This is a genomic window from Bradyrhizobium sp. SRL28, from assembly GCF_018596315.1.
GTDB lineage: Bacteria > Pseudomonadota > Alphaproteobacteria > Rhizobiales > Xanthobacteraceae > Bradyrhizobium.
In genome coordinates this window covers 95,620-108,521 of record NZ_JAHEAG010000017.1, presented here as the reverse complement: position 1 = coordinate 108,521, position 12,902 = coordinate 95,620, and the positions used below count along the sequence as shown (strand labels likewise).

Annotated in this window: 7 protein-coding genes and 1 pseudogene; 3 read left to right on the top strand and 5 right to left on the bottom strand. The window is 62.2% G+C overall.

Annotated features, from left to right (window positions below):
* Positions 1 to 113: 113 nt before the first annotated feature.
* Positions 114 to 3,620 carry an indolepyruvate ferredoxin oxidoreductase family protein gene (locus KIP88_RS27475; protein WP_214491193.1) on the bottom strand — a complete coding sequence of 1,169 codons (3,507 nt, stop codon included), beginning with the start codon at positions 3,618 to 3,620 and terminating at the stop codon, positions 114 to 116.
* A 278-nt stretch (positions 3,621 to 3,898) separates the two neighbouring features.
* Between KIP88_RS27475 and KIP88_RS27470 the strand changes: the two genes are divergently transcribed.
* Positions 3,899 to 5,122: a cytochrome c gene (locus KIP88_RS27470; protein WP_214491238.1), complete on the top strand. Its 1,224-nt coding sequence runs from the start codon at positions 3,899 to 3,901 to the stop codon at positions 5,120 to 5,122.
* Positions 5,123 to 5,138: 16 nt separating this feature from the next.
* Here KIP88_RS27470 and KIP88_RS27465 read toward each other — a convergent pair whose 3' ends face one another.
* The gene (locus KIP88_RS27465; protein ID WP_214491192.1) at positions 5,139 to 5,780 is read right to left on the bottom strand and encodes a trimeric intracellular cation channel family protein; all 642 of its coding nucleotides are present in this window, start codon (positions 5,778 to 5,780) and stop codon (positions 5,139 to 5,141) included.
* A 135-nt stretch (positions 5,781 to 5,915) separates the two neighbouring features.
* On the opposite strand from KIP88_RS27465, the gene KIP88_RS27460 reads away from it, so the two are divergent.
* Positions 5,916 to 6,356: a hypothetical protein gene (locus KIP88_RS27460; RefSeq protein ID WP_214491191.1), complete on the top strand. Its 441-nt coding sequence runs from the start codon at positions 5,916 to 5,918 to the stop codon at positions 6,354 to 6,356.
* A 6-nt stretch (positions 6,357 to 6,362) separates the two neighbouring features.
* On the opposite strand, the pseudogene KIP88_RS46695 reads toward KIP88_RS27460, so the two are convergent.
* Positions 6,363 to 6,542 (bottom strand): annotated as a pseudogene (locus KIP88_RS46695) (hypothetical protein); the annotation flags it as partial.
* A gap of 313 nt (positions 6,543 to 6,855) precedes the next feature.
* Between KIP88_RS46695 and KIP88_RS27455 the strand changes: the two are divergent.
* On the top strand, positions 6,856 to 8,178 hold the full coding sequence (locus tag KIP88_RS27455) for a TAXI family TRAP transporter solute-binding subunit (RefSeq protein ID WP_214491190.1): 1,323 nt from the start codon (positions 6,856 to 6,858) through the stop codon (positions 8,176 to 8,178).
* A gap of 188 nt (positions 8,179 to 8,366) precedes the next feature.
* On the opposite strand, the gene KIP88_RS27450 is transcribed toward KIP88_RS27455, so the two are convergent.
* Positions 8,367 to 9,743, bottom strand: a complete 1,377-nt coding sequence (locus KIP88_RS27450) for a SagB family peptide dehydrogenase (RefSeq protein ID WP_214491237.1) — start codon at positions 9,741 to 9,743, stop codon at positions 8,367 to 8,369.
* 92 nt (positions 9,744 to 9,835) lie between these two features.
* Positions 9,836 to 12,082, bottom strand: coding sequence for a TOMM precursor leader peptide-binding protein (locus KIP88_RS27445; RefSeq protein WP_214491189.1), 2,247 nt, complete (start codon positions 12,080 to 12,082; stop codon positions 9,836 to 9,838).
* Between the last annotated feature and the right edge of the window lie 820 nt (positions 12,083 to 12,902).

The following is a 12,902-nucleotide window of genomic DNA, read 5'->3' as shown; positions in this document are numbered from 1 at the left end:
CCGTATAAGCCCTCGTACGGCGGGCAAAGCGAAGCGTGCCCACCATCTAGCACCGCGATCGTTGAGCGAGGGTGGGCACGACGCTTCGCGTCTTTGCCCACCCTACGGCAGCGTTACTCCGCCGCGATCTGCCGTGGCGCGGGTGGCGGGTTGACGAGATCGGCGGCGAGTTGCTCGTAGCGCGCTTTCGCGTCCTGCACCGCCTTCTCCTTTACCGGGCCGTAGCCGCGGATGCGGTCGGGCAGTGACAGGATCTCGACGGCGGTATCGTGCGTCACCGGAGACAGCAGGCCGAGCACGGTGGCGACGTCTTTCTCGTAGCCCGCGATCAGGTCGCGCTCGAGCTTGCGGTCGGGACTGTGGCCGAAGATGTCCAATGGCGTGCCGCGGAGGAAGCGCAGTTTCGCCAGCGTCCGGAACACTGGCATCATCCACGCGCCGAACGCGCGCTTCTTCGGCCGGCCGAGCGCATCCTTGCCGCCGCCGAGAATGGGCGGCGCGAGATTGAAGTTGAACTTGAAGTCGCCTTCGAACTGGTCGCGGAGTTGCTTCTCGAACCGGCCATCGGTGAACAGCCGTGCGACTTCGTACTCGTCCTTGTAGGCGAGCAGCTTTGCGTAGTTGACCGCGACCGCACGCGGCAGCGCATCGCCATAGCCGCCGTCGGTGGCGGCATCGCGCACGCGCTTGACGAGAGCCCGATAACGCTCGGCGAGCGCGGTATTTTGATAATCGGCGAGGTGCGCGCTGCGATGGGCGATGATCTCGTCGAGCGACATCGCATCCAGCGTCTTCGGTGTAACGACCTCATCCTGGCCCTTCATCATGGCCTCAAGCCGCGCCGGGTTGGCGGCGGCGAGACGGCCGAGCTGGAAGGCCTGCGTGTTCATCTTGATCGAGACGCCGTTGACCTCGATCGCCTGCAGTATGGCCTTCGCCGACAGCGGCAGCAGGCCCTTCTGATAGGCATAGCCCAGCATCATGATGTTGGTGGCGATGGAATCGCCGAGCAGTGTTTCGGCCGGTTTTGTGAAATCGTAGAACGAGGAATCCTTGCGCAGCTCGGTCTCCAGCACGTGGTTGACCTTGCGGCTCTGGAAATTGAAGTCGCGGTTGAGGATGAAATCGGCGGTCGGAATGACGTGGGTGTTGATGACGCCGACGGTACGGCTGGCTTCGCAAAGCGTGATGGTGTCCTTGGCAGCAGCCACCACCTCGTCGGCAGCCATCACGAGATCGGCGGTGCCGGTGACGATGCGCGAGCAGGTGACGTCGGCGGTGTGCTCCGAGAGCCGGACATGGCTGAGCACCGCGCCACCTTTTTGCGCGAGGCCGGACATGTCGAGGATCATGCTGGCCTTGCCCTCGATATGCGCGGCCATGCCGAGCAGCGCGCCGATCGTCAGCACGCCGGTGCCACCGACGCCGCCGACGGCGATGTTGTAGGGCCGCTCCAGCGAGGGAAATGAGGTCGGCTCGGGCAGATCGCCGATGTCGCCGAGGCCCGTACCATCAAGACTTGCCGGCGCGCGGCGGCGCGGCTTGCCGCCGTCGATGGTGACGAAGGACGGGCAAAAGCCCTTCAGACACGAATAGTCCTTGTTGCAGGTCGACTGGTTGATGGTGCGCTTGCGGCCCAGCTCGGTTTCCAGGGGCTCGACCGAAATGCAGTTCGACTGCACCGAGCAATCGCCGCAGCCTTCGCAGACGGCCGGATTGATCATGACACGGCGCGCCGGATCTTCCATCAGGCCGCGCTTGCGGCGGCGGCGCTTTTCGGCGGCGCAGGTCTGCACGAAGACGATCGCCGAGGTGCCCTTCAGCGTCCGGCAGGTTCTCTGGACCGCGTCAAGTTCATCGCGATGCGCGACCTTGACGCCGGGCGCGATGTCGGACGCCGGATAGGCAGCCGGATTTTCAGAGACGAGATAGATGTTGCGGATGCCTTCGGCGTGAAGCTGGAAGGTGATCTGCTGCGGCGACAACTCGCCGTCGACATGCTGGCCGCCGGTCATCGCGGTCGCATCGTTATAGAGAAGCTTGTAGGTGATGTTGGCGCCGGAGGCGACCGCCTGCCGGATCGCGAGGCTGCCGGAGTGGAAGTAAGTGCCGTCGCCGAGATTGGCGAACACGTGCTCTTCCTTGGTGAAGGGTGCGACGCCGACCCACGGCACGCCCTCGCCCCCCATGTGGGTATAGGTCTCGGTGTTGCGGTCCATCCACAGCGCCATGAAGTGACAGCCGATGCCCGCGAAGGCGCGGCTGCCCTCGGGCACCTTGGTCGACGAGTTGTGTGGGCAGCCGGAGCAGAAATACGGCGTGCGGGTGACAGGCGCCACCGCCTGCATCTGGGTCGCCTGCCGGCCGTTGAACCAGTCGGCCTTGGCGCGGAGCATCGCGGCGATTTCAGGATTGAGATTAAGTCGAAGCAATCGCTCGGTCAGCGAACTCGCCAGCGAGGCGACGCTAAGTTCGGCGGCGAAAGTGAGAAAACGCTTGTCGTGATCGTCCATCTTGCCGACGATGCGGGGCCGCACATCGTCGCGCCAGTTGAACAGCTCCTGCTTGACCTGGTTCTCGACGATCTCACGGCGTTCCTCGATGATGAAGATTTCCTCGAGGCCGACGGCGAAATTGCGCACGCCTTCCGGCTCCAGCGGCCAGGGCATGCCGATCTTGTAAAGCCGAAGTCCGATCTTGGCCGCGACCTCCTCGGTAATTCCCAACTCGCGCAGCGCCTGACGGATGTCCTCGTAGCTCTTGCCTGACGCCATGATGCCGTAGCGGGCATTCGGCGAATCCATGGTGACGCGGTTGATCTTGTTGGCGCGGGCAAAGGCGATCGCAGCATAGCCCTTGTAGTCCTGCAGGCGCAGATCCTGCAGATAACGATCGTCGGGCCAGCGCAGGTTGAGCCCGCCGGGCGGCATTTCGAAATCGGTCGGGATCGCGAACGGGGTCATCTCGTCGGTAAGGTCGATCTCGGCGGTGGTTTCCACCGTCTCGGTGATCACCTTCATGCCGACCCAGCACCCGGAGTAGCGCGACATCGCGATGCCCAGCAGACCCATCTCGATCATTTCATGGATGCTGGAGGGATAGAGATACGGCATCAGCGCGGAGATGAAGGCATGGTCCGACTGATGCGGGACGGTCGAGGACTTTGCACCGTGGTCGTCGCCGGCAAGGACGAGCACGCCGCCATTCTTGGCTGAGCCCGCGGTATTGCCGTGCCTGAATACGTCGCCACAGCGGTCGACGCCGGGGCCCTTGCCGTACCAGATGCCGACCACGCCATCATATTTGGCGCCGGGCGAGAGATTGAGTTGCTGCGAACCCCAGATCGCGGTGGCCGCGAGGTCCTCGTTCACGCCGGGCTGGAACTTGATGTTGTATTGTTCGAGGTGTTTTCGCGCGGCGAAGAGCTGCTGGTCATAACCGCCAAGCGGTGAGCCGCGGTAGCCGGAAATGAAGCCTGCGGTGTTCAGCCCTGCGGCGCGGTCGCGGCGGATCTGCGCCATCGGCAGGCGGACCAGCGCCTGGATACCGGTCAGGAAGATGTGCCCTGTCCCTTGCGTGTATTTCTGATCGAGACTGATCGGACCCTGGTTGATTCCCATTGCACCCTCTTGAGCCTTGATCGGGATGACTGTTTTTTAGCTAGTCATCTGAGCTTGTTAGAACCAGTCTATGTCGGATTTTCTTAGCCACGCACTACAAATCTCGCCCTCGGAGCCGCGCTTTCAAAGATCGCAATTTCGTGCCGGGAATGAAGGCGCCGCTTTTCGGTTTGTGTCGTCCGGGAGCCCCGCCGCGAAACGGCATGACATCCCTCCTCTGTCCGCTTTCACGCTATAACGCCCCAGGAGGCCAGATGGTGCAGGGACCACGCCGGATGATGCGGACGATTCTCGCTCGCGTGCTTTTGTGCACTGCGTTCGCCGTTACCGAAGGCCATGCCCTGTCCAGGAGCGAACCGCCGACGCCTGAGGATATCGCCCGCGGCAAGGCGCTGACCGACGCCGGGGACTGCGCGAGCTGCCATACCGCCGACCCTGCAAAACCGTTCGCCGGCGGCAAGCGGATCGATACCCCCTTCGGCGGCATCTACTCGCCCAATCTGACGCCTGACCGCGAGACCGGCTTAGGCGCGTGGAGCGATGACGCGTTCTACCGCGCGTTACGGTTCGGCGTGGCGCGTGACGGCTCGCGCTATTACCCGGCCTTCCCCTATCCGAACTTCACCAAGCTGACGCGGCAGGACATCTTTGCAATCCGCGCTTATCTGGCGACGCTGGCGCCGGTGCGAAACGAGCCCCGCTCGCCGGAGCTGCGCTTTCCGTTCAACTATCGCTTTGTTATGCGCGGCTGGAACTGGCTGTTCTTCAAGCCCGGCATCCTGATGCCCGATCAGCAGAAGAGTGCGGAGTGGAATCGGGGGCGATATCTGGTCGAGGGCGTCAGCCATTGCGGCGCCTGCCATACACCGAAGAACATGTTCGGTGCGGACAGACGCGGCCAGGCCTACGGCGGCGGGCGGGTCGCCGGCATGTTCGCGCCGCGGCTGGACGCCGCCGAGCGCAGCGGCCTGAAATCCTGGAGCGTGGAAGACATCGCTGAATATCTGCAGAGCGGCCGCAACGGCAAGAGCCATGCCGGCGAATTGATGTCGGAGGTCGTGGTCAATTCGACCTCAAAGATGAGCGATGCGGATGTCCGCGCCATCGCGGTTTACCTGAAAGACCTGCCGGCCGGCGCGCCGGAGCCGAAGGTCACCCCGCCCCCGCCGGCGCAAATGGCCGCCGGCGAAAAGCTCTACAATGGCGCCTGCATCGCCTGCCATGAAGAGGATGGATCAGGTGCGCCGCGGATCTACCCACCGCTGCCCGGCAACGCCAATCTGCAATCGGCCGATGCCACCAGTGCGCTGCGCATCATTCTCGACGGCGCAGAAACCGTGACGACGCCCCGCGCGCCCAACAAGGGATCGATGCCGGGCTATGCCGCGAAGATGACCGACCAGCAGATTGCCGACGTGACGAACTACATCCGCAACGCCTGGGGCAATGCGGCGCCGCTGGTCACGGCGGATCAGGTCGCGAAAGCACGCAGGGTAAAATAGCTTCGCGGCGATCTGCTCAGCGCTGCTCGCCATTGAACACGAATTTCGGCATCTCCCATTTATAGCGGATCGCCAGCAGCCGCAGCGTGAGACCGAGCGCAAATGTCAGGGCGGTCCAGAGCTGGTCATTGAGATTGAGTCCGAAGGCGGTGGCGTAGAACAATCCGGTCACGACGGAGACGCTGGCGTAGAGTTCGGCGCGAAACAACAACGGCACGTCGTTGCAGAGAATATCGCGCAGCACGCCGCCGGCGCAGCCGGTGATCATGCCCGCGACGATCACGATCGGCAGCGGGGCATTCATCTGCCAGGCGACGTCGCAGCCGGCCATGGTGAAGACCACGAGCCCGATCGCATCGAGCACCAGAAACGCCGTGTTGAGCCGGTGCACATGCCGCGCGATCAGGATGGTGGCGAATGCCGCCACCGCCGTCAGCGCGAGATAGGAAGGGTTCTGCACCCAGACCAGCGGATAGTGCCCGAGCAACACGTCGCGGATGGTGCCGCCGCCAAGCGCAGTAATGCAGCCGAGCATGCATACACCGGCCCAGTCCATGCTGCGCCGGCCCGCCGCAAGTGCGGCAGTCATCGCCTGCGCAGTCAGCGCCACATAAGACAGCAAATGCAGGACGGTATCGCCGGGCGGCAGGCTCCACATGGCAAACCTCACATTGGGAACTCTAGGGAATCATCGGTTCCAACATTACGGGGTTGCAACATTGGCGCGGAACATCCGGTCCCGCCAACCATTGTCTTCCCGCTTACTCTGGGGCGCTAACGGAGGAACCCAATCATGGCATACCAACCCAATCCGAACGATCCCTACCGCGCCGGCCTGAGCGAGGAAGAAATCCGACATCAGGCCCGCCTCAACAGTCTGGACAATGAGTTGCAAGCCGATCCCGGCCTCGCCGCCGAGGGTTCTCCCAGTGGCGGCAAGGTCGCCATGTTCGCCGTCGCCATCGCCGTGGTGCTGGGCGCCCTGTTCTATGGCCTTAACAACACGACCGTAAACCAGGCAGGCACCACACCACCCAACCAGACGGCACAGACGCAGCCGGCCAACCCTGCGGCGCCTCCGGGCATGCGTGACGTAACGCCCCGCACTAACAGCCAGCCAGGCACCACCACGGGCGCAGCCCCCAGCCGCCCGGCGGCTCCGGCTGAGCCGAGCACGGACATGAACAAGGCGACCACGCCGCCGGCCGATAACGCACCGGCCAGCAAGCAGTAACAATCATCATCCGAAATGATGCGCAGCGGGCCAACGGGCCCGCTGCTTTTTTATGCTCAAGGACGTGGACTCATTTGTACGCAGCCAAATTCGGATTGATGCGGGCTTGATGAAGGCCAGATAGTTGGCTGTGGGTTTGTCGTATCCCGTCGCGACACGCCGACATTGCTTGATCTTGTTGAAGAACGGTCCGCTCAGTTTATCGCAGCCCATTCAAATTCGAGGCTCCGGTTTCGGCGCTTGAAAACAGGACAATCGGCATTTCCGAGATTTCCTCTGAACCGGACATGCTGCGCACCTGACAAATCGTCGCTGATGACCCCGTTTCGGACTTTGGCATGGCGCGACATCGGCCGGCGTTTCTGATATACACCATTCGATTTGCCACGAGCTTAAGCGTGTGTATCGAGGAGCGAGCGCGCAGCGCGGCTGGCAGCTATCCTGGCCGTGGATGTCGCGGGCTACAGCTGTTTGATGGGTGCCGACGAGGAAGGCACGCATGATGTCGATAAAATTGCCGCTCTGGCTTCGCTTTTTCCTGCTTGCCGGCGTCGTCGCCTTTGCGGCAGGCGCAGCTCTCCTTGGCTATCGGTACTACAATCGCCCGGTAACGCTGACCGTGGCGGTCGGCTCGATCGACGGCGAGGCCGCCAAGGCAATGTCAGCGATGGCGGGCGAGTTCGTTTCGACGAACGCGCCGGTGCGGCTCACGGTTATCGAGAGCGGCACCGCGCTTGAGGCCGCCAACGCCTTCTCCGCGGGTAAGGTCGATCTCGCCGTGGTTCGCGGCGATGTCGGTGACTTGTCGCAGGCGCAAGCCGTTGTCGTCGTCAGCCATATGGTCGTACTGATCATCGCGCCGCCGGGATCGTCCATCGGCAGCATGGGCAACCTGAAGGGACGCACGGTCGGCGTGGTCGGCGGAGCAGTGAACACCAAAATTGTCGACGCGTTGACTAAGGAATATGATCTGACGAGCGCAAAAGTTGTATTCAAGAACCTTGCTTTGACGGAAGTCCGGCAAGCCGTTCAGTCAAAACAGGTCGGTGCCCTGCTCGTCACGATCCCGCTCACCCAAAAATACCTCTCGCTCGCTCGCGGATTTTTTCAGCTCGACAATAAGAAGGTCCCGATACTGATCCCAATCGAGTCCGCGGCAGCAATTGCAGAGGCCCAACGTGCCTTTGAAAGTTTCGACGTCCCGAAGGGCACGCTGCGGGGATCGCCGCCGATCCCGGAAGATGACCTGACGACCCTAAGGACCTCACTATACCTGGTTGCGCAAAAGAAGCTCGGCACTGATCTGGTAACCAGCCTCACGCAGGCGATCATGAGCGCGCGCAGGAATCTTCTGCGCGAGCAGCCGATTTTCGCGCAGATCACCGCGCCCAGCACCGATCAGGATGCTTACCTTCCGCTGCACCCTGGCGCAGCGGCCGTCTACAACAGCACCACGCAGAGCTTCATGGATGAATACGGCAACTGGATCTATTTGACGCCGATGGTATTGGGTGGCGCTGCCACCCTGCTTGCGGCGGCGTGGAAATTCCTGGGCGTCCGCAACCGCGCGACCGAAGGTCCACTCGATTCTCTCTATGCCCTGGCGCGCCGGATCCGGAAAGTCGAAGCTGAGGCTGAGCTGTCGGATATCGAAGAAGAAATCGACCGCATTCTAAAGGCGGAACGCGCCAAATCCGCTGCCGGAGACGAGAGCGCGGTGGATGATGCCACACTGAACGTGGCAGCCCACCGGCTGGAGAGCTTGATTCACGACCGACGCACATTGATCGCTAGGAGACCCACAGTTGCCTCCGCGGCCTAGGCGACACACCGCGAAGTCGCGACACACCGCGGCACCGCGATTCACGCGATGTCCGGCTTGAGTCCGGAAATACGCACCCAAGCAGACGCCCGCCGGCCACTCTGAATTTATAGGTTCACACCTAGCGTCCTACGAGAGCTCGGCGGCTGGCGGACAAGTGGGTACCGCCTTTCGAGAAATATCGTGCTCTAGCCTGGGGCCTCCAGCTTCTTGCCGCGTCCGAGCGCGAATTGACCGACCGGACCCTCCACGTGGAATTCGAGCCCCGTCATTTTTGCAAACAGATCGATGTTGCTGGTGCCGATGGCGCAGCCACCAAGGCCCATATCGGTCGCCGCCAGGTAAAACGTCTGGATCATGCTGCCGACATTCTTCAGGATCAGCGAGTATGCGATCGAGCTGTATTTCCAGGAGATCCGTCCAAAACGCGCTGATATCGTGATCAGGACCTGCGGCGGACCCGATGCGTCCATGGCAAACTCGGCTGCCGCCGAAAGCGCCTGGAGTTGCTGTGCTGAGACGCCGATCGCTACCAGCGCGTGGCCGCCCGCGTCGTAGTGGTAAAGTCCGCGTGCAAGCCCCTCGCAGTTCGAAACCGCCAGATACAATTCCAGTTCGTACGCGCTGCCGGCCGAAGGATAGGGTCTTGTGCTGTAGGTGATCTCAGGACTGCCTGCGAAATTCGCGTCGCTCTTCCATTCCGACAGGACGCGGGCTGCGGTGTCCAGGAACTGCGCGAGTTCGGCGAGCGTGACTGGATTCTCGTCATCGAAATCTCGTACTGAATGGCGTTCGCGCAACAGCTTTGCGAAGGGCGAGATCGGATCCGAGGTGAGGAGTTTGCGCAGGTCGATCTTCTTGCCGGGCCAGGGCGGACGCACCGCGGGCAGCGGTGAAACGACCCTTGCATAGGCGAAGGTGCTGCCAACCGGATTGGCTTGTCGGCCCTCGGTGCTCCGCGTGTGAAACACGAGATCATGGAAATCCCAGAGAACGAGATTGCCGTCGCCTTCATTCACCCGAAGGCCGTCGCCGCTTTTCGCATTGAGCTTGAGCAGGAACTGGCTATCCAGCAGCAGTTCGAGCAGATCGAGGTTGAAGGCGGCCGCGTGGCGGCGAAGCCCGCTGATCTTGTGAGGCCGCGACAGCGCAGCGAGGGTGGCGGCAATGGCGGGATCGCCAATTCGAAACAGCGCGCCGGCGCGCGGCGATTCCAGTACCATCTCGTTGCCACGCCGGCGCAGATTGGCAAAGCGCGACAACACGACGGTGTCACTATCGCCGAGCTTTGCGCGTTGCGGCCAGTACTCAGGGACCTGGGGTTCGATGGCCACGAGGACCTGCTCGTCACGCTGAAAGGACAGGCGATATTCGAGCAGCCCGTGCCGCGCCAGTCGATGTATCAGGACGTCGATTTCCCTCGCGATCGCGCTCTTGCCGGCAAAGGACGCGAGCGGCAGGCCGTCGGTCAGATTTCGCGCGCGCTCCATCGCGGCCGTGCTCAATTGTCCCAGATTGACGGAATAACCGTCCACGAAGGCAGTGATGCTCCCGTCCGCCTGCATCTGCAGGGAGAAATGACCGTTCAATCGGGCGGTGATGACGGGCGCGATCTTCCTGGTCGGCTTTTTCCGGGGAGCGCGCACGAAAGACCCTTTCAGGTGTGCGGCAGGAACGGAGTGAGTTCGCTTTCCAGCCGCGGGCGATCCAGCAATCCAAGCCTCACGGGAACATCGTAAAGCCGGCCCGGTGCGAAGCGGCGATAGAAATGCCGCAGACCTGGAACGAGCACTCGAACGACGGGAACCTCAACGTCGGGCCGCGTCTGGTCGAGCACGAGGAAATCGTAACCTGCCCGGGTCGCGATCTCGACACAGGCATTCACCTGATCGCGCGTGTTGTCGTGAACCCAGAGGTCGGGTGCCGGCGGAACGATCGGATTGTCGCTCGGGATCAGGAACGGATAATCTTCCAGACGCAGCGGCTTGACACCATCGAGCGACGGCTTCTCACCGCTGCCGCCACCCATCATGCCAATCGACATGAATTGGGTCAGCTCAGTGAGCGAACGCAGCAGGGCTATGCGGCGATCGAAATGCGCGCCGGAACCGAACTCGATATTCTCGTGGCCGTTCTGCATCCAGTGCATGATCGCCACATAAGTGGGAATGCCGAGATCGCTGGTGACGTCGAGCACCCATAGCCGGCGCCCGGCATCAGCAAACTGGGATTGCAGATCCCGGACATAGGAATCGTCGAATTGCTTGAGGTCAAGCTCGGCACGCTGCACCCTGTTGTACCACCAGATGGCGTAGGCATCGCGCTCGATCAGTTCGAGGAAGCCCTGAACGATGGCTTCCTCGCGGGTGTTGCCGGCCGCGCAACCGTTGGAGTCCGTATGGAAGCCGCCATAAAAGAAGTAGAGCAGACCGGTCGGAAGATATTTGAAACGCTTGTCGCGCAACGACCAGACCGGCGACCACTCGGTCTTCATCGAGGGATCGAGCGGCTCAGGGACCGGATGTGAATCGTCCGGCTGCTGGTCATGCCTGCTTTGAAACTGCGTTTCGCTGAAAAGCTGGACGTCATTGGGGTGAAGGGCGTCGCCGGGAGCGAAATCGGTAAAGCGGCGCGCCGTCCTGATCTCGTCACCCTGGAAAATGCCCGAATAGCGTTCGATCGCCTCCATCAGCGCGCTGGCCTCGCCCTGCTCGGCCGTGGAGCCTTTGCCGAAGCTGCCGCCGCTCAGTCCGGACCTGAGCTGATCGACGCTTTGGGCCGGCCCGGAGAAATTGTGATAGGCGAAAAAATTGGTGTTCATCGGCAGATCGACCTCGATCCGCTCGAGCCGCGTCACCACGCCGGTCAGCGGGCTTACATGCTTGCGGAAGCGCGCCACGGTGGCCCGGGAGGTCACGGTGCGATATCCACCGCTGGTCATGATGAGCTTGCTGCCTTCGGCGAGCTCGATTGACGTCGCCGCCCGGCGTGGACTCTGCAGTTTCTTGCTACCGCAGGTGAGACATTGCGGGCGCCGCGCGACAAAGTGCTTGGCGATGACAGCACCAGTCAGATCGAGGCTCGCAATATGATCGCGCAGATCGGTGCGAAAGCCCGTGGCAATCGCTTTCGTGATTTCGACGGCGGCGAAGTGAAATGCGGTGTGTCCAACGCTGTCGTTGACCAGCGGCGATACGGCAACCGCCTGCGCCGGACCGCGGTCGAGGAATCCCTTGATCTCGCGGTTGCGGATCATGCGATCGAACAGACAGTTCCAGCAGGCGCTCTCGCCCGGTTTGAACACGGGCCCCACCAGCGGAAACACGCCGGACGGCTGTACCAGCAGCCAGGGCGTCTTGTCGGCCACGCGCTCCCGGTTCATCTCGGCCAGCCGCCGGTCGAGATAGTCGTTCACCAACGTGATCGTGAGCTTGGGCGAACGCTTGGCGATTTGAACGCCGAGTTTGCTCAAAGCCGCGCTCAGTTCCCTGGCGCCTTTGACATCGATCGATTCCACCTGCACGGGGCAATTGCGGAGATTCTGTTCCGCGACCTCGAGAGGCAGGCCGAGGCTCGCCCAATATCCAGCGACGGCGCCATCGAATGCGTACGACGTTCCTGCAACCACGTATCGGCGCTCAAGCAGCCGCTTGATCGCTTCCTCAATATTGTCGGTCGGAAAGCTCTTCGAAAGCTGGCGAACGATCTCTGGCGCAGACTTTCCATTTTTTCCGATCGACGTGGCCACCGCACAATATAGATCGCCGTGCAGAAAAAATTTGCGATCCTCGGAATAGAGGCAGACCACATCGGGAGGAAGTACATAGGCAGTGAAGTTCGGCGCGAATCGCAGAATGTCCTTGCGGGTCTTGCTCGCAACGCGGCTCTTGCGATTGGCTGTCATCACTCTCGCTTGTCACCGGCAGGCTGCCCGCGCTGGCAGGCGAACGTCACAACGAAAACAAGATACTGGCCGGGTCAACCGAACCCGGCCAATGAAATCGCGGCGTGCCGACGCAAAATCAGGAAGCGCCGTCGCCTAGCACCAGCGGCACCGGCCCCAGGATGCACAGCAACCTGCGCACCCTATGCCTATGCCGATGCCTGGCACGCCCACCCCTATCCAGCCAACGCCGCAGCCACCACATCCGCCACAGCCGACGCCGCATCGGCAGGCTCTGCATCCACAGCCTCTGCAGCCGCGACAACCACCGCATCCGTGGAAGCCACCGCATCCCCGGAAGCCGCCGCATCCGCGGCAACCACCGCATCTGCCGCAGCCGCGCTGGGCTAGCTGCACGGCGCTGCCGAGATCTTCGTCGTCGAAGAGATGGAAGGTGGCGAGGCTGACGTCGGCAAGTTCCTCTTCGCCGAGCGTGATCATCATGCCAGGTGCGTAATTCGCCCCCTGAACGTCGCTCCCCGGCACGACCGATGCCGATGCGCCTCCAGCTAGCGAAAAAGTTAATCCGGCGGCGCCCAACGCCGGTACTGCGGTTCTGGTTACTCGCTTCTTTTTCGAAGCTTGCTTCACCCGCGCCATGGTCGCATCCTCCAACGTTGCAAGAAGGATCTCCGTGGGAGCGATCCTACGCTGACCAAATAAGGCAGGCAAGATTCATGCACACACGAAAATGTAATGCCGCTCGTTCAGGTAGCATTCATGTTCATGAACGACGTCGCCGCATTTTCGCCCGTTGCAACGACGGTCCGCGCCCATCGCG